This window comes from Novipirellula aureliae, assembly GCF_007860185.1.
Taxonomy (GTDB): Bacteria; Planctomycetota; Planctomycetia; order Pirellulales; family Pirellulaceae; genus Novipirellula_A; species Novipirellula_A aureliae.
The window spans coordinates 30482-49617 of sequence record NZ_SJPY01000005.1 but is presented as its reverse complement, the minus strand read 5'-3'; the positions used below and the strand labels follow the sequence as shown (position 1 = coordinate 49617).

General features: G+C 52.6%; 13 protein-coding genes. 3 read left to right on the top strand and 10 right to left on the bottom strand.

Features of this window, described 5'->3' with window-relative positions; all coding sequences use genetic code 11:
* Nucleotides 1–77 precede the first annotated feature (77 nt).
* From Q31b_RS15090 to Q31b_RS15050, 9 genes are all read right to left on the bottom strand, one after another.
* Nucleotides 78–758 carry a hypothetical protein gene (locus Q31b_RS15090; RefSeq protein WP_231617596.1) on the bottom strand — a complete coding sequence of 227 codons (681 nt, stop codon included), beginning with the start codon at nt 756–758 and terminating at the stop codon, nt 78–80.
* Between the two features lie 83 nt (nt 759–841).
* Nucleotides 842–4045 (bottom strand): efflux RND transporter permease subunit, encoded by a 3204-nt coding sequence (locus Q31b_RS15085; protein WP_146600531.1) that lies wholly within the window; start codon nt 4043–4045, stop codon nt 842–844.
* Between the two features lie 85 nt (nt 4046–4130).
* Nucleotides 4131–5633: an efflux RND transporter periplasmic adaptor subunit gene (locus Q31b_RS15080; protein ID WP_146600530.1), complete on the bottom strand. Its 1503-nt coding sequence runs from the start codon at nt 5631–5633 to the stop codon at nt 4131–4133.
* Nucleotides 5634–5908: 275 nt separating this feature from the next.
* Entirely contained in the window at nt 5909–6427 is a 519-nt protein-coding gene (locus Q31b_RS15075) for a hypothetical protein (protein ID WP_146600529.1), read from the bottom strand.
* 168 nt (nt 6428–6595) lie between these two features.
* Nucleotides 6596–8152 carry a TolC family protein gene (locus Q31b_RS15070; protein ID WP_146600528.1) on the bottom strand — a complete coding sequence of 519 codons (1557 nt, stop codon included), beginning with the start codon at nt 8150–8152 and terminating at the stop codon, nt 6596–6598.
* Nucleotides 8153–8442: 290 nt separating this feature from the next.
* On the bottom strand, nt 8443–8637 hold the full coding sequence (locus tag Q31b_RS15065; RefSeq protein WP_146600527.1) for a hypothetical protein: 195 nt from the start codon (nt 8635–8637) through the stop codon (nt 8443–8445).
* A gap of 12 nt (nt 8638–8649) precedes the next feature.
* Nucleotides 8650–11130, bottom strand: a complete 2481-nt coding sequence (locus Q31b_RS15060) for a heavy metal translocating P-type ATPase (protein WP_146600526.1) — start codon at nt 11128–11130, stop codon at nt 8650–8652.
* A complete protein-coding gene (locus Q31b_RS29030; protein WP_231617595.1) occupies nt 11127–11687 on the bottom strand; it encodes an efflux RND transporter permease subunit in 561 nt (186 codons plus the stop codon). The genes Q31b_RS15060 and Q31b_RS29030 overlap by 4 nt, the downstream gene beginning before the upstream one ends.
* A 40-nt stretch (nt 11688–11727) precedes the next feature.
* Complete coding sequence (locus Q31b_RS15050) at nt 11728–12270, bottom strand: efflux RND transporter permease subunit (protein WP_315860397.1); 543 nt, start codon at nt 12268–12270, stop codon at nt 11728–11730.
* A gap of 226 nt (nt 12271–12496) precedes the next feature.
* Between Q31b_RS15050 and Q31b_RS15045 the strand changes: the two genes are divergently transcribed.
* The gene (locus tag Q31b_RS15045) at nt 12497–13399 is read left to right on the top strand and encodes a serine/threonine protein kinase (protein ID WP_197171585.1); all 903 of its coding nucleotides are present in this window, start codon (nt 12497–12499) and stop codon (nt 13397–13399) included.
* Nucleotides 13396–14586: a hypothetical protein gene (locus Q31b_RS15040; protein WP_146600524.1), complete on the top strand. Its 1191-nt coding sequence runs from the start codon at nt 13396–13398 to the stop codon at nt 14584–14586. Before Q31b_RS15045 ends, Q31b_RS15040 begins: the two co-directional genes overlap by 4 nt.
* A 6-nt stretch (nt 14587–14592) precedes the next feature.
* Here Q31b_RS15040 and Q31b_RS15035 read toward each other — a convergent pair whose 3' ends face one another.
* A complete protein-coding gene (locus Q31b_RS15035; protein WP_146600523.1) occupies nt 14593–15285 on the bottom strand; it encodes a winged helix-turn-helix domain-containing protein in 693 nt (230 codons plus the stop codon).
* A 301-nt stretch (nt 15286–15586) separates the two neighbouring features.
* Between Q31b_RS15035 and Q31b_RS15030 the strand changes: the two genes are divergently transcribed.
* Nucleotides 15587–19123, top strand: a complete 3537-nt coding sequence (locus Q31b_RS15030; protein WP_197171583.1) for a class I SAM-dependent DNA methyltransferase — start codon at nt 15587–15589, stop codon at nt 19121–19123.
* Nucleotides 19124–19136 lie beyond the last annotated feature (13 nt).

Here is a 19136-nt window from a genome sequence, read left to right as displayed (position 1 = left end):
TGTTTTTCTCTTTGTAAAAAAGTGGGGAGTCTGGGAGTTTGGTAATCTCCAATTTTCAATCTGCAGTCATCAATTCCTTAGAGCTCGTGTTGGGTTTCAAAGCCATTCTGCTTCAGCCAACCCATCCACTGATCGGCGGTATTGTGATCGGCGACGTGGATGTCTCGCCATGTTGGTGCGCGAAAGCGAATGTCGCTGTGGTTACCGTGATTCTCGACGACAACCTCAACACCAATCTTCTTAAGCTGGTCCAACATCTGAGCCTCTTCAGCCGATCCGTTACCGTGTAACTGCTTCCACTTCACCATACGGAACTCGACCGCTTCGGGGCCTTCCGCGAAAGTGGGGTCCGCGTGCGCATGAGAAACGTCAAAGCCGGATGCCTTTAACCAACCTGACCACTGCTCCGCCATCTTGTGATCTTTCACCGCAAGTGTCTTCCACTGGGCACAGCGATAACTCACATCACTGTGTCCCGCGTGAGAGCCTTGCTTGACCTCGCAGCCCATTTTCTTAACCGTCGCTGCATGTTGTGCCGCCTTATTGGCGTCGTCAAAGTGCATCGCCTTCCACTCCGGTAAGTAATAGGCGAGCGACTCGCCACCGTGGTCGTGGTCACCATGTTCATCATGATCGTGGCCCGCATGATCACCATCCGCATGATCGTGGTCATGTGCTTGGCCAAAGGCTTGACCACCAACGGTCGCCATGGCACCACACACCAAAACAGCCGCAAAACGTTTTACTATCTTCTTCATACTTCTTCTCCAAAGGGAAAGGGAAAGGGAAAGGGAAAGGGATTTGGGATTTGGGATTTGGGAATTTTCTTCAATCTTCAATCTCACTCTTCTTCAAGTTCGATTTCATTTGACGACTCGCTCACAACGCTCGCCGCCGACTTCATTCCAAATAGCCAGAACAGTGCAGGATGAACAAAGAAGTCCAACATCGTTGAACTAATCAGGCCACCCAAAATCACTGTCGCAACTGGGTACAAGATTTCCTTGCCCGCTTCGCCAGCGGACATCACTAACGGGACCAGCCCGATGCCGGACGTCAATGCCGTCATTAACACAGGTGCGAGTCGCTCTAGCCCAGCACGAATGATCATCGATGGCGTGAACTGCTCGCCCTCGTGCTGAACTAAATGTAAGTAGTGCTGTAACAACAAAATGCCGTTTCGAGATGCAATGCCAGCCAACGAAATGAATCCAACCATCGCGGCAATCGTCAACGTCTGGCCCGTTAATACCAGCGCGGCCACCGAACCAATAAATGCCATCGGTAACGCCGCCATCACTTGGAACGCCAAGTTGATAGAACGAAATAGGGTGTAGAGAACCATGAACACGCCAATCATCGACATGAAGAACAAGACAGAGATGATCCGACTGGCCGTCTTCTGGCTTTGAAATTGGCCACCATACTCGACAAAGTAGCCCGTTGGTAAAGTCGCGACGATTGGCTGAATCATCTTCTGGATGTCAGTGACCACATCGACAACACCTCGCTCCGACACATTGCACTGAATCACGACGCGCCGCCGTACGTTTTCACGATTGACGACGTTGGGTCCACCCGATTCATAGATCTTCGCCAAACTCGTCAGCGGCACCATGCCCCCTTCGGGAACCTGGACTGACAACCTCTTCAATTCATCGAGGTCTTCCCGGTAATCCTCTTTCATGCGAACGAGCAAATCGAACGTCCGCATGCCATCGAGCACTTCCGAGACGACTTTTCCATTCATCGCTGTTTGGATGTACTCGTTCACTTGCGCCGTCGTCAGACCATACTCCAGTAGCCGATCGCGGTCGAGTTCGATACGCAATTGTGGAATGATGACTTGCGGTTCCACCAGTGCATCGGTGACGCCGGGCACCAGTTCCATTTCCGCTTTGATTATTTCCGCTTTCTGTCGTAGCAGATCCAAGTCATCGCCATAGATCTTGATTCCGACTTGTGCTTTGACGCCCGAAAGCATGTGCGAGATCAAATGGGCGATCGGCTGTTCGACCGCCGTCACAATACCAGGAATATCCTCCATCGACTCGCGTATTTCCGTCAACTGTTCTTCGCGAGTCCTTGGCGAATCTGGGTCCATCTCGATCAGCATCTCGGACATGTTGACGCCTTCGGCATGTTCGTCCAATTCGGCTCGTCCTGTCCGCCTGGCAAACCGTTGCACGTCTTCGATCTGCATCAGTGTATCCTCGACCGACTTCCCGATCGCGTTGGATGCAGCGAGCGAAGTTCCTGGAGGCAGAACCACATTCAACTGAATCGTTCCCTCATTGAATGGTGGCAAAAAATCTTTTTCTAATCGTGATGCGAAGATCGCTGCAATCGCAACCATCAAGAGAGTGACCAGCAAATTGAAACGCGGAAAGGTCAAACTGAATCGAATCACTTTATCGGCCACCCATTTGAGACCTCTCAGAACAAAGCCATCTTTCTCTTCTTCACTTCCCTTGCTCAGCCCCAGCAGCCAATAAGACAAAACAGGAGTGACGGTTAACGAGACGATCAATGACGACAGGATCGAGACGATGTACGCAACTCCGAGGGGTGCGAACAGTTTTCCTTCCATGCCACCAAGGGCAAATAGCGGGATAAAGACAAGGATCACGATCATGGTGCCGAACACGATCGACCGACGGACCTCGGTACTGGCACGGAACACGACCAACAGCGGATTGAGCGGAGACCCGGCGGCGCGGTTTTCTTTCAGTCGCCGGAAAATGTTCTCCACATCGACGATCGCATCATCCACCAATTCGCCCATTGCGACGGCAATGCCGCCCAGTGTCATCGTGTTGATCGATAATCCAAAAATGGCGAAAACGATCGATGTCATCATCAGTGATAGCGGGATGGCCGTTAACGTGATGAACGTGGTGCGCAAGTTGAGCAAGAACAGAAACAGAATAACGACGACCAAAAGACCACCGTCTCGGAGCGCTTCGATGACGTTCTCGATAGCACGATCAATGAATGCTTTTTGCGAATAGACCGTCGACAATTGTGTTCCGTGGGGCAGCGTCGGTTTGAGTTCCTCGATCGCCTTGAAGACTTCATTGGTGACCTCTCGCGTATCTGCACCAGGCTGCTTATTGATCGTAAGCACGACCGCAGGCCCACCACGCCAATTATCGAATGAAGATTGTTGATTGCCGATTGAAGATTCAGCTAAATCCTCAATCCTAACGAAAGCAGAGCTATCGCCGCGTTTGACCTGTGCTCCTTCGACGACATCTGCGACTTGGGACAGCAACACTGGGCGGCGGTCACGAATTTTGACTGGAACTTTCTTCAAATCCTCCAGAGTTCTGATACGACCAAGTGCCCGAACCAACAGTTCACTGGGACCTTGCTGGTCAAGATAGCCGCCTGTTGCGTTTTCGTTACTTCCAGCAACGGCTGTTTCAATTTCCTGCAACGTCACGCCGAGTCGCAACATTGCATCGGGATCGACAAGTACTTGAAACTGTTTCCGCTGCCCGCCCATCGTGAAGACTTGAGAAACACCGGGAATCGTGAGCAATCGCTGCCGAACGACCCAGTCGGCGGTGGTCCGCAGTTGCATCGTGTCGACATTCGGGTCATCACTCCACATCCCCAGCATCAGGATCTGGCCCATAATCGACGAGACCGGGGCCAGTTGTGGAGCGATACCAGCGGGCAAACGATCTTGGATCATCTGCATTCGTTCCGCCACAATTTGTCGATCCGTATAGACATCCGTCCCATAAGCAAACTCGACATAGATGACCGAGATTCCGACGCCGGATGAACTGCGAACTGCTTCGACGCCGTTCGCCCCGTTCATGGTTGTTTCGATCGGGAATGTAATCAGCGACTCTACCTCCTCAGGTGCCAGTCCTGGCGCTTCGGTCATAATCACCACTCGCGGGCGGTTGAGGTCAGGAAAGACATCGATCGGCATGACTATCGTTTGCCAAGTTCCATACGCAATAAGGAATAGAGCGACTGCGATGACAAGCAGGCGTTGGCGAAGAGCGAAGCGAATGACGGAGTTTAACATTGAAGATTTACGATTGAAGATTGTAGATTGAACAACGCAGACTGAAGAATGCAGATTGAAGGAAAAAATCTTCAATCTTCAATCGTCAATGGTTATGTCCTGCGTGTGGATCGGCACCGCCGCCGGACTTGTTCTTCACCGCCATTTGCATCTGATGTGCGGCCTTCAGGGCAATGACGTCGCCTGGATAGATTGAGCCATCATTGGCGATCACGGCTGAGGTTTGATCGCGATGCTTGACATGGACAGGGATGCGGTCGAACCGGTTGCCGTTTCGCTGGAACACAAACCAGTCTGCTCCGTCCTTCACCACCGCATCGACCGGAACCACGATTTCGTTCTCCCACTGCTCAACCGGTATTTGCAATTCAAGCCGTTGGCCCAATCGATATTTCCAGTCAAGATAGCGTTGCCCCTGAGTCGTTGTCTCATCACGGATAATTTCATTTGGGAGCTCAACAAATACCGATAGCGTGCGAGAACTCGGGTCAATTGCGTTGGCGACAAACGCAAGTTTCAACCCGCGAACGATTTCTGTTGCAGTGGCATTTTTGAACACCGCGTCAATGGACCATCCTCGTTTGACTGCTTCGTTGATCGCCGCCATATCGTTCTCGAACGCCTTGCCTTCGATAAACAACTCGCTGTAGTCAGAAAGCGAACAGAGTTTGTCACCGGCAACGACTGCTTGGCCTTTATGAACTTGCAAGTCCTCGACCACCAAAGGCCGATGTTCGTGACCCTCAGATTTGAGAATTGCCGGCGGTGCTGCGATCTGACTCGCTGGCATTGCAAACGCGACCGGTCGCACTGGAGCCTGGCTCAGTCGCAGTTCCCGGTCCTCTTCTTCGTCGTGCTCATGGCGATCAATGTCAGGAACCATGACTTTCAATTCTTGCAACAATCGACCGTTTGTTCCAATTTGCTCGATCTGGCGATCCGATAAACCGTGCATCCGAAGTGCTTCACGTTGTGCTCGCAGAAGTGCATCCAATTTCTCTTTGGCATAACGACGCTCCAATAGTGACTTGCCCGAAACCGCACCGCTACGAGTCGCCTCTTCTAAGCGAGCGATCTCTCGGTTTTCAACTTCCAATTCGCTTAACGTCTTGAGGTACTCTGTTTGCTTGTCAACCAATTCTTCGTAGGTCAACCGGACTTCCATCAACAATTCGCCTGGCATGACCGCTTGCCCCGTGACCGCATGAACGTGAGTAACCACTCCATTGAGCGGCGATGCGACAACAACCTGGGACCGCCCCGGCTTTGCAACGATGACTGACGGTACCGTAATGGATCGACGGTAGGTCGACAGTTCGATGGGTCGCAAGTACTCCGGTGTTAAGCCTAGATTTTTGATCGCCTGGACAGTCAGGTTCAGCGACTCATTCGCCACTGGTGCAGGCTCGGCATGGTCATCGTGCCCATCTTCGGTTGCAGTCCCACGGTGCGACATCAGCGTCGAATCAACCCAATTCGATATCGGTGGCCACCATGTGCTGTAAGTCAAACCAGCGACTATGACAACAATGACACCGACAACCAGCCGAATAGCGGGCCAAGGTAGTTTTGGAAGTTTCCAACGCATCACGAGTACTCTATGAACAGGGGTGTAGCGAAACGGTTGCCACAGCTCATTGAGCCGTAGCCAAAATGGTTTTGGGATTCGCCGAAATCCGGGCGCAGCCCAACCGGTTAGGGATTCGTAACGGTAGCTCGAAACCGCTGAAAAACAGCGCAACCAAAACGGCGGCTAGAAACCACGGCTACGGATGAATTGCGGTTTTTCGTGATGGTCAATGCGTGCAGTAACGGAGTAAATTCCGTTCTATGAGGCTACAGCGGTAGCAAAAAGAAAATCGCTCAAATCTGCCAAGATTGCAGATGAACGCAGTGCTGAGATGAGGTGAGACATGACATTCCCAACGGCGACTCAACACGCTGCTGAATCACTCGCGATAGCAACAATGCGTAGTCGTTTGCCACACAGTTCGCACCATAAAACGAAAACTCGCCTACTAGGATTGGTGCATCGACGTTCAGGACACGAGAGCCTTCAGCGACGAAACTGCACCGCGAACCGTTGCAGTGATCGTCGTGATGACAAGGCGACTCTGAAGCACAAACGGCTTCGACATCGCTGTGAATATCCGCCAGCACATCAACACCGTCAACGTCATGAGCATTCGTTATCAGATGAACATGACCGCAACAAACATGAGCATGCGGCTCTGGCGAATGATCATCATCCCTAGCAACCTGAGTCGTCTTGCTCGAACAACAGTCGATCCCACCCGCGTGCGAATGATGAGCGCAACAACCCAGCACCGCGTGAGCGGCAAACGCAATGAGCGTTAAAATGTGAGTGATATTTGCGAACATACAAGAAACTGTTGGACAAGTGTGGAAAAGGGGCGGTCTAAAATGGCGACTGCGGGTAAATTGGACGTTTAGACGATCACGCCGCTCCTTAATATTTACTCAGCTTATCTAATCGGGTCAAGGGCAACCATTTCTTGAGCCCACAATTTAGTTTACGAAGCAAACGCTTTATTGTTGACTGAACGTCAGCCCACGAAGGCTGTCGTCACCGCTGTTATCGATCACTGCGTCAAGTGCCCCAGTTAACACGTATCCATCCACACGGGCACGTGCCTGACCCAATTGAGCTTGCGAAGCGATGTACTGCAAATTGCTATCGAAATAGGTGCGACGAGCGACCAGAACTTGAACAAAGCTTGTCTCACCTGCTTTGTATGCTGTCTCCGCTAATTGCAGGCTCTCGGCTGCATTTGGCAGAATATCCTTCGCATATTTCTCGACCGCTGCCAGCGAAGAATCGTAATCGCGTGAGACCGCACCAAGTCTGGCTTTGATCGAGTTCTCGATTCGGTGAACCTCTTGTGCTGAACGCAATAGTTCTGCTCTGGCGGCGGCAATGTTGCCTTGATTCTTATTGAATACGGGTATAGGTGCCCCGATTTGCAAGTTAATCAATCCTGAATTTGTCGAATTGTCCACGCCGGCAGCGAACTGGACATCTACGTTCGGAATCGGTTGGACGCATTGACGCTCCAGATTCGCCCGCGCTTGGCTGACTCGCGTTTGTGCCGCCTGATATTCTGGACTCGATGCGATAATCGTGGATGCTAGCGTGGACCAATCTAATGTCGTTGCTGATTCTGGTAGCTCGCCTAATAGTCTTACGGGCGGCATTTGCGGACTACCTGCCAGTGCCGTCAGCTCTCGCCAAGCGGCGGCGTAACTCACCTCGGCTTGCTGGAGTGCCAACTCAATCTCGTTCTTCTGGACCTTCGCTTGCAACACATCAAGTTGTGACCCTTCAAGCGCTTTCTTGCGAAGTTCGGCTAAGTCCAATCCCTTGTCGACGACCGACAAGAAATCACTAATTTGATCAATGCGTTGTTGTGCCGCCAGTGCATCGTAGAACTTGACGTTAATATCGGTTGTCACCCGGTACTTCTGAGCCTCAAGTTGCAACAGTTGAGCACGCAACGCTTCGTTTAATACGCATCGATTCAGAGCAAGCTTGTCGGCGGTAACGATCGTTTGAGAAATGAAGACCGTGTGCTGGTCAGTCCCTTGGTCGGCCAATTGGTTCGCTTGGTAGCCGATACTTGGGTTCGCTCGCAAACCAACTTGGGTGCGGAATCCAGCGGCTTTTTGTGTTGTCGCGACCAACTCCTGGATCGTCGGATTGTTTCCCAAAGCAAGTGCTTCAAAGTCGGCCAGCGTCATCGCAGCAACCCCGGATTGATATTCTGACAGCGGCATCCCATCCAACTCACTCTCCAAGGGAGCCGCCAACCGAACATTAGCGTCATTCTCTCCCTTCTCTTCTTGCTTGTCTTTCTCTGGCGTCATGTCCTCCAGCTTGGAATCGACCAACGACATCTCATCGAAAGCAACTTGCTGAACTGCCGGCGAACTTGGCCCCTTTGCAGTCTGGGCAACTAAATCCAGAGGGTCGGTTGGGCTGGTGTGCGTCCGCGCCGCAAACGGCTGTGTCGCCGTGCAGCCGGTTACTCCAACGGTCGTTGCAAGCAAAAGCAAACGGGCAAAGTGTTGACGGCGGTAAGAGATCATAAGAACACCAATGCGAAAGACAGAAACGACTTGAGGAATTCCCTCGGTCCCTTCCTTTTTCGGCAATCGAATGTGCCTGCAACGCCTATAAGAACGGTTGTAACAGATAATTTGCGATCAAAATCAAGTCCGATCGATACAATCCCAAGAGTTTGACGGAACCCCTCGTGTGGTGAGAATATACAACCCCTGCGACGACGAGGCCCCGCCAAACCCACAAGCGGATCGTTCACCTAAAAAAGACGCCCCAATTCAAATGGACGGCCCACCACCGACGTTTTGATGCGTGATTACAACTCACCCCAAGCTGGCGTGTGCCGAACCCAAGGAAAAAGCACGAAGCCGAGATAGAACAATGCCAACAGCACCGCCGATGCAATCCACAAATTGCGGGTTGGGTTTCGTAAGGTGTCGAGCCAGTAGTAGATGAAGAAGTACCAAACGACCGCTTCAAGCAAGCCGAGAATGATGTGTTTGATTTCCATTTGAGCCTCCGATCACGGTGAGGGTTTGTAAGCGAGCAGCCGCAGCGCGTTGAAGACGACCACCAGTGTGCTGCCTTCATGCAGAGCAACGGCGGGACCGATGTTGAGCCCGAGAATGGTGGCGGGAACCAGAAACGCGACCATGCCGAGACTCATCCAGAGGTTTTGCCGAATGATACGCCGGGTTGCCCGACTCAGTCCGATCGCCAGCGGCAAATGGTCGAGATTGTCGGCCATCAAGGCGACGTCGGCGGTTTCCAGTGCCACGTCGCTGCCCGCCGCTCCCATCGCGATGCCGACCGATGCCGATGCCATCGCGGGTGCGTCGTTGACTCCGTCGCCAACCATTGCAACGCCGCCTTCGCTTTGCAGCTTTTTGATCTCGTTGACCTTGTCGTCGGGCATCAAGTCGCCGCGGGCTTCATCAAGGCCGACTTCTTTGGCAACCGCATCGGCAACTTGCTGGTTGTCGCCGGAAATAATGATCATTCGCTCGATGCCAAGTTCTCGTAGCCGTGCAATGGTTCGCTTGGAAGCTTCGCGGGGTGTATCCATCAATCCAATGACGCCAAGATAACGGTCACCCCGTCGCACGATCATCGTCGTGCGCCCGTTGCGTTCGAGCGATTCGACAATCTGGCGAACGCTGTCCGGTAGCGGCGGCCCGTCGACTTCGGCGAATAGGTCGTCTTTGCCAATATGTACCACGTCACCTTCAACCGTTGCCTGAATCCCGCGCCCAGTAATACTCTGCAAATCAGTCGCATCTGGAATCTCTCCCCCACTCCCAAACTCCCCTTCTCCCAATCTCTTCTTCCCGTCGCGAACGACTGCTTTAGCAAGCGGATGCTTGCTGAGGTCTTCCACTGCGATTGCGGTTCGCAACAAGTCAGTTTCATCGACACCATCGGCGGTGCGAACGTCCGTGACTTTCGGTTCGCCTTCGGTGAGCGTTCCCGTTTTATCAAAGGCAATCGCGTCGAGACTGCCGAGACTTTCCAGTGGCCCGCCACCCTTGACGAGGATGCCACCGCGTGCGGCTCGGGCAACGCCGCTGAGTACCGCACTGGGTGTGGCAATTGCCAACGCACAGGGGCTGGCCGCCACCAGAACGGCCATCGCTCGGTAAAATGATTCGCTGAAGGTTTCGTCGATGACGAGTGGTGCGAAAAGTAACAGCACGACACCGACGATGACCGAAGGCACAAAGTAACGCTCGAACTTTTTGGTGAACTTCTGCGTTGGCGAAACCCGCGTCTCGGCTTCACTGACCATCGTAACGACGCGGGCTAGCGTGTTTTCGGATGCCAATTTGGTGACTTGGATTTCAAGCGACCCCGACTGGTTGATCGTTCCGGCGAATGCACGATGCTCCGGCGGAAGCGACTCGGGATCGGACGCTGCTGAACCCGCATCATCGACGGGTCGCTTATCAACGGGCACGCTTTCGCCCGTGATCGGTGCTTGGTTGACGCTGGACTCACCGGCGATCACAAAACCGTCTGCGGGCACTCGTTCGTCAGGTTTGATGATAACAACGTCGCCAACAACTAACTCTTCGACGGGAATTTCTGATTCGCTTCCATCGCGTCGAACTCGTGCGGTTTTCGGTGCCAGTTCCGATAGGGCTTCAATGGCTCGTTTGGCTCGGCCCATCGCATAACCTTCCAAAGCATGGCCGATGCTGAACAAAAACAGCAGTAGCGCGCCCTCTGCCCATGCTCCCAACCACGCTGCACCCGCTGCAGCGACGATCATCAGAAAGTCGATCTCAAACTTGCCAGCCCGGATTTTTTCAATCGCTTCGGTGACCGTGTAGTAACCGCCAAAAATGTATGCGGCGATGAAGCAACCCAGCGGTATCCAGTCGATGACTGGCGTGAATGTTTCCAGCAGCCATCCGACCAACAGGAAGACGCCACACAGAACGGCAAAAATCAATTCGCTTCGCGGCCCAAAGATACCGCCGTGTGCGTGGTCGTGGCCACCGTGATCGTCGTCGTCCTCATGACCCTCGTCCTCATGTTTATGGCCAGCGTGATCCGCCTCGACGAGTTCGCTGGTTTTGGACCATTTCCGCAAAGCCGTTTCAATCGCCTGGTCGTCGGTGACGTTACGATCGTATTCGACTCGAACCGCACCGTCGGGTGCTACGGCGGCTTCCAGCACACCGCCCACTCGCGATAGACGTGATTCAATGGCAGAGGCGCGCCGCGCATGAACGGATTCGATACGCCTGACGAAATGACCGTAGCGATCGTCCAACTTGGCCCCTTCCCGACGGGCGATCTGCTGAACGTCAACCATCGAGATCGCATCGGGATCGAAATGGATACACAATCGATCGGGCTGGCTTTCGTCCGCAGCCGAGAGATGTGCGTCATCAATCCCGGTGTGCATACGCAACCGCTCTCCAATTCGCTCGACACATTTGTCGCGAGCATCCGGCACGCCGGGCAGTAGGAAACTGAGTTCTATTTTGACTTTACTCATTCGTTCTCTTCTTCGTTGACATCTTCGTTGATTTCATTCTTTGGCTCGAACCACTTGTAGATTGACGGCAGCACGATCAATGTCAATAGGCTCGATGTAATCACTCCACCAATGACGACGGTCGCCAGTGGGCGTTGAACTTCGGCACCGCTGCTGGTTGAAAATGCCATCGGTAGAAATCCCAATGCGTCGGTCGTAGCCCTCATCAACACCGGTCGCACTCGGTCCACCGCCCCACTGAACACCGCCTCTTGCATGTTGCCTCCCGATTCGCGTAACGCGCGAATGTGTTCAATCAAGACGACGCCATTCATCACTGCGATGCCGAACAGAAAGATGGTAGCATCTTGCCGCCATGACGGCGGCTGGAAGCAACTGACACGGTAAGTTCTTATCTGTTGCTCGCTGGCAAGAATTGGATGCCCGGTCACTATCTCGTCCACCAATGTGCGGTGCAAGTTCCATGCCGAAGCGGGCCGTAGAAGATCACTTAACGTCGGCGGATTCCAGTACAACATCGCAGACAGTCGATCAACGCACGCATCGTTCACAGTCACGACCGTAGGCAACACTAAACCTAGCTAAATTTCTCTTTCTTCATCTCGCTAAACGATCCTGGTGGACTTCGACAGTTATATGAACGATCCCCGCGTCTGGTGGGATCGCTTGTTTGTACATCTGCACTTCAAGCGGATCGCTGGTAGCAATCGACATGATGAGGCTGTACATAACTTGCTGATCAAGTTTCTGTTTGATCTCTTCCACAGCACTTGCCAAGTCGTGACCGTCCGTATTACAGCGGATCACAATCCGCCGTCGAGCATTTTCGCGGTTAACCGCGTTCGGGCCTGTGCCTTCGCTAATCTCAGCAACTTCGCGAAGTTCAATTTGCCCGCGACTTTTATGGTCATTGTCACTCGGCAGATCGATTCGCAATCGCCCCAGATTCTTATAGTCCGTTCGATACTCTTCTTCCAAACGAATTAAAAGATCGAAACGACGTTGTCCTTCGAGAACCTGCGAGACGACTTCGCCTTGGAGTGCAGTTTGCAGGATGTTAGCAACAAAAGCACGGGTCAGTCCGTAGAACGCCAAGTCATCGGATCGAAGCTGAATATGTAGTTCGGCAGTCTGTCGAATTGGCCCGCTAATGGCTGCAAATTACGGGGATAAGTTCTTCTCCGTAGCGGGCCAGATGCCATCGTAGAATATGTAGCTTACTGGAGGCGACGACACAGCCTTAGTGCGATAAACTGTGGTTTGTTAAGGCATCTAAGTTGGTATCACGCCAATTTCGGAATTCGTTTTCTTGAAGGGTGACCGCAGGGCGATATAGCAGTGCTGGCAAATTATTGGAGAGTTTTCTGTGGTAGAATTGCCAAATTTAACACCGAATCAAATTGAGTCTGCGATCACATCCGTCTCGGACGTCCAACCGCTAGGACGTGGCGGACAAAAAATCGTTTTTTCAGGCGAGATCGATGGAGAACGGTACGCTCTTAAATTCTCGCGAGCACCGATTGAAACCGTCGAAAGCGATGAAATGGAGTCCGAGTACGACCCGGATGTGGTGGTTAGAGCCAAACGCGAAGTCGAGACAATGCGGCAGTGCAAATCGCCGCACATGGTCAAGCTTGGTCCTATCGGATTGGAGTTCATTGAGATTAGCGGCGAGCGGCTAATCTTTTTCACGGAGGAATTGATAACCGGTTCTGATTTGCGGCAAATCAAAAGAGGCCGCTGCCTTTCCGCAATTGAAGTGGTTCGACTCGGCGTCCAAATCACCCACGCCATTGCGGCGATCTGGGAACTCAAGAAAGTTCATCGAGACATCAAACCTGGCAATATTATGCTCCGTAACGACGGCAACTTTGTCCTGTTAGACGCGGGCCTAGCATTTGATAAAGCTGGCGATTCACTCAGTGGCGGTTTTCTAGTAGGAACCCGCATCTATTTCTCTCCCGAGCAGTTCGACTATGGGAATCGTCGGACGATCATGGACTTCCGATCCGACATGTTCGCGCTCGGCGTCACCATGTATGAGATGGCTACGGGCGATCATCCTTTCTATACCCGAGGCGATGGTTCAGAGAACTTCTTCACTAAGGTCATGAAGTTTCATCCAACGCCGCCACACGAACTTGTCGACAACTTCCCTGAAGATCTCAGCGCGATCATCATGCGAATGCTGGGCAAATCACCACACCTTCGATACCGAAAATGTGAACAACTGATTGAACGATTGAATGCAGTAGGAGCCACATCGTGACGTTATACTTACAACACGGGCACGGGAAATCTGACCGAATCAGGGACTCTTTCAATGACAAGTCTTCGCAGGGCGTGATCTTTGCTGCTCGAAATGAACAGCCAGATAAGCTAGATGCTTGCATAGCGGAGCTTCGCACGCTTGGCTCCTATACGCTGATGCTTGATCCCCAGTTCCACATCTGCACGGTTGCGCCCCCGAAGGACCGGTATCTTCCGGATCACTATCCCTATTACGAGGCGGGGCGGAATGCGAGTGATTTCATTGGAGCAAAAAAGCTTAGGGAGTATGCTGCTTCAACGATTCAGTTCCAGCACACGCGAGACCTAGATCGGCTGTTATCGCCCACAGTCATTCTTTCAAGTTTTTCCGATCGTTGGTCTCAAATTGCATTGCAGCTAGCAGACAGTTCCGTTGATGTTCATGCCGGGCTTACTTCACCAAAGCCACTGTTATTGTCGTTTGTTATATCGGAGTCAGCATTTGACTCTCGTTCCGAACTGGAAATGTTTCTTGATACCCTTACCTCTTGGGACGTCCACGGATTCTATCTTTGCATTGTTCGAGACGAAGCGTCCTATTCGCAGTCGTTCGACCAGGATCGCTTGGCAAACATTCTCTATGCGACTTACGTGCTGGGAGATCGGAACCAATTTGAGGTCAACTGCGGTTATAGCGACTTCGTCGGCCTGACGATGCGTGCTGCCGGGGCAACCACCATCGCGACAGGTTGGTCTCAATCTCAGCGACAGTGCCACATGAACACGTTTGTCAAGAAAGACACGATTGCACGACGCCCTCGGTTGCGTTACTCATCTGGTCCGCTATTGAACACAATCATGATTTCGGAACTTGAGCAAATCGCAAACATTGGACGGCTTAATGACGTGCTCTCGGGCGTACCGTTGGATTCAGAGATTACATCCGCTAGTTCACCAGATTCGTCTGCATGGAATGACCGATTGTCAGAACGACACCATTGGCAAACGCTAAATGACATCGATTCCACTCTTGTAAGCAACGTCCGTAAAAACTTGCTCGCACTATTAACTCGTGTCCGCTATGCAAAGTCACTCTACGTTGATCTCAAAGCCAACGGAATCCAATTCCAAAGATTGACCAACGACGAGCATCTTGATCAATGGGACGAAGCATTGGAAGAATTTCAGCGCATCGCTTCGCCCTAAAACTGCTTACGACACGACTTTGCTGGCGTGTAGCATGGCTAGGGCTTTCAGGTAATTAGCTTTAGATCGCGGCGATTTTTTTACCGAGGGTACGACACGCGAAGCACCCTTCACTAGGTCATGAGCCAGCAGTCCGATGTTCTGGACTCGAAATGCGCCTAATTGCGACTCACAGCGATGGACGATGTTGGCAGGCATCACGACATAGACGCGGTGGGCAAATGATCGGTATCGAGTCGCTTGATAGAATGCACGCTTCCAATCTTCGAGTTTGAATTCAAATGCAACGACTTCGGCTTCCGGCATTTTGGCTCGCTCACCGAGCACATATCCTCGCTGCTCAACCAATGCGACCAACTTCGCTTCCGTCAAACGCCCCAGCGAGCGACGAAATGTCGATGCAGACACGCCCACGCGGTCCCGAAGAAACGACGCGCGACGCGGAGCTGAAGGTTTCAGCATCGCCAAGATACGAGCACACGTTGGATTCTGCATCAACGCCGTAGAATGTTCGCAAAGCTCCGTCGACCAAGGCTTCGGTGACGATGACCAAACCCAATCAGCTTGCCCATCCGAACACTTACTTTCAAAAAGTGTCTTGATGTGCGTATCGCCACCCGCACGAGTCCACAATCCGGGATCCGCCATTTCTATGAAATTGTCAACGAGTTGCTGCTCGCTAATGAACATCTTTGCCATGTGTGAAAACGGGAGAACTATTGGTGACTTTATTTTACCGAGCGAACAGACCGCGAACAATCGTCCCCTGTATCCGAAATAAAACAGCTCCAGGCAAGCCAGAATGGGCAGGCTGCGAGAACTAGGGGGATCTCGTGATGATTTGGAAGATTAAAGCCCAGCACCATCTGCTAAGGTCATCCCTTGGCATCTGGCTTCTTGGGCTCTTTCGTCGAAGACAAATAAGCGGGTCACCGCGAAAAAGTTGAAAAGTAGGCCGGCTACGGAATTCGCATCGATTTGCTAAACTTTGGCTTTATCGGTGAGGTTGAATTATTCGAGTCTCGCCATTTCAATTTCCAATCCCACTAGCGAGATTGCGGCAGACACGATGACTCCCGATGAATTTGCAGATGCGTTTGTTAAGAGGTGGGAGAAGTCTGGCGGTGCGGAGATGGCCAATTCGCAGTCTTTTCTGAAGGAATTGTGCGATCTGTTGGGTGTTGAACATCCTGAACCGACTCAGCAGGATTCGGAATTCAACCGCTACGTTTTTGAAAAGGCAGTCGAATTCAACAATGGGGACGGCAGTATTTCGCACGGACGCGTCGATCTGTTCCGTGCCGGATGCTTTGTGCTGGAATCGAAACAAGGCAGCGAACGCAAACAAGCCGAACGCGATGCGGCGCTCGCCACCGTAACCAAAACGGCCAAGAAGCTCGCCGGCACCGCCGCGCGTGGTACTACCGGTTGGGATCGGGCGATGCAGGCCGCTCGCAAACAGGCAAAGGGGTACGCCGAAGCGATCCCCGACGAATGGCCACCGTTCCTGGTTGTTGTCGATGTCGGTTACTGTTTCGATTTGTATGCCGACTTCACCGGAAGCGGTAAGAACTACGTTCCGTTTCCCGATCCAAATAGCTATCGCATTCCGCTCTCTCGGCTACGAGACCAGCGAACTCGTGAGCAACTGAAACTTCTTTGGACCGATCCGCACGCTCTGGACCCCAGCAAACACGCTGCCGATGTGACGCGGGACATTGCCACGCGATTGGCGAAACTGGCCAAGAGTCTTGAAGCTGAACATGACGCCGAAGTCGTCGCTGGTTTCTTGATGCGGTGCCTGTTCACGATGTTCGCCGAAGATGTCGAACTGATCCGCAAAGACTCGTTCACCGAGTTGCTGCTGAGCCTGCGATTCGAGCCAGAGAATTTCAAACCGATGGTCGAGTCGCTCTGGGAAGCGATGGACGAAGGTAAGTTCAGTACCATTCTTCGCGAGAAAATCCGTCACTTCAACGGCAAGTTTTTCAAGGACAAGACGGCATTACCGCTAACCAAGGACCAAGTCGAATTGTTGGTCGAAGCGGCCAAGCACAAATGGGATTTGGTCGAACCAGCGATCTTCGGCACGTTATTAGAGCGAGCACTTGATCCGGTGGAACGTCATAAGCTGGGTGCACACTACACGCCACGTGCCTACGTTGAACGGCTGGTCATGCCGACGATTATCGAGCCGCTACGGGAACAGTGGGACGCGACCTATGCGGCCGCAATCCAGTTGGACGAAGAGGGCAAGCGAAAAGACGCAGTGAAGTTGCTGCGAGAGTTCCATGGCAAGTTGTGTGAGACGCGAGTGCTCGATCCGGCCTGCGGCAGCGGCAACTTCTTGTACGTGTCGATGGAGTTGATGAAACGGCTCGAAGGCGAAGTCGTTTCGGCGATGGCCAGTTTTGGTGACCACGTATTGCCGGGGATCACGATCGACCCGCACCAATTTTTGGGCATCGAAATCAACCCGCGAGCGGCGGCATTGGCGGAGTTGGTATTATGGATCGGTTTCATCCAGTGGCACCGAAGGACGCGAAACGAGATCGCCCCGCCCGAACCAATCTTGAAAGATTATCACAATATCGACTGCCGCGACGCCGTATTGACGTGGGACAGTATCGAGCCGGTCGTCGATGACGAAAGCAAACCGGTAACCCGTTGGGACGGACGCACGACCAAGCCGCACCCGGTCACAGGCGAAGAAGTTCCCGACGAAGACGCCCGTGTCCAGGAGTTGCGATACATCAACCCGCAAAAGGCCGAGTGGCCCGAAACAGATTACATCGTCGGCAATCCACCGTTTATTGGCACGTCCAGAATGCGAGATGCACTTGGCGACGGTTACACCAAGTCGATACGCGGGACATTCAAAGAATTGCCGGAATCGTGCGACTACGTCATGTACTGGTGGCACAACGCCGCGGAGAAAGTGCGTCATGGATCAGCGGATCGTTTTGGTCTGATCACGACTAACAGCCTGCGTCAAACCTTCAACCGCCGAGTTATCACGCCTCACTTACAAGCGAAGGAACCGCTATCGCTCTTGTTTGCAATTCCCGATCACCCGTGGGTCGACACGGCCATGTGCGCGGCGGTTCGCATCGCGATGACGGTTGGCATTGCGGGAGAACACCTTGGTTTGCTTAGCAAAGTTGTCAGCGAAATCGAACAGGGAGAAGAGGCGGCGGGGATCGAGTTTGATGACGAGTTAGGAATTATTCAGCCAGATTTGCGAGTTGGTGCCGATGTTGCGAGCGTATCCCCGCTTTGTGCAAACGAAGGGATTGCAATTCGAGGTGTCTGTCTTATTGGAAGTGGATTTGTTATCGATCAAAAAAAGGCAGCAGAGCTTGGATACGGAACGTCCAGGCTAAAACGACATGTAACAAAGTTCTGCAATGGTCGAGATATTGCCCAACGAAATCGAGGTTTGTTTGTTATCGATCTTCAGGGATTATCCGAAGCGGAACTGCGATCGCAGTTTCCTGATATCTTTCAATGGGTATTTGACCGCGTGAAACCGGAACGCGATCAAAACCGCGAAACATATCGACGTGAAAACTGGTGGGTGTTTGGACGGAAACATACCGATCTACGCGCTGGACTCGATGGAATGACGCGATACATGGCGACACCGATGACCGCAAAACATCGTTACTTTGTGTTCCTCGATCAGGATACTTTACCGGATCAGGGCCTAGTTGCGGTGGTATTGAAGGACGCATCACAGTTAGGCGTGCTCTCTTCGCGGATTCACATTGTATGGGCATTAGCTACCGGTGGTCGCTTGGGTGTTGGAAACGATCCTCGATACAACCAGTCGGTTTGTTTTTCTACTTTCCCTTTCCCCGTCACTGACGACGCCACCAAGCAACGCATTGGCGACCTTGCCGAGCAACTCGATGCTCATCGCAAGCGGCAGCAGGAACAACATCCAACGCTAACGATGACCGGCATGTACAACGTGCTGGAAACATTACGATCGGGCGAGAAGCTCACATCCAAAGAACAGACGATTCATCAGCATGGACTCGTCTCGGTTCTCAAGCAAATTCATGATGACTTGGACGCTGCTGTTTTTGACGCTTACGGTTGGCCGCACGATCTGGAAGACGAAGAAATCTTGCAGCGACTCGTCGATCTAAACCACGAACGTGCCGAAGAAGAAAGCCGAGGGATCATCCGTTGGCTCCGTCCCGAGTTCCAAGACCCAAGTTACGGAAAGAAGGGCGGCCCAACTCAAACCGTCTTCACTGGATCATCGGAAGGTGACGACGACAAGAAGCCGACCACCACGAAGAAGGCCACGACCAAGATCAAGAAACAACCATGGCCCAAAACGCTGCCCGAGCGAATGGTTGCGATTCAGTCCGCGCTTCAGCGTCACACCGGCCCCGCCGCGTCTGCAGAAATCGCCGCCTATTACACCCGAGCCAACAAAGCCGACGTTGCCGAACTGCTGGAAACGCTCGCCATCGTCGGCAACGTCCGCCAACTAGAAGACGGCCGCTTCACGGTCTACAAATAGTTTGCTCAAAAAG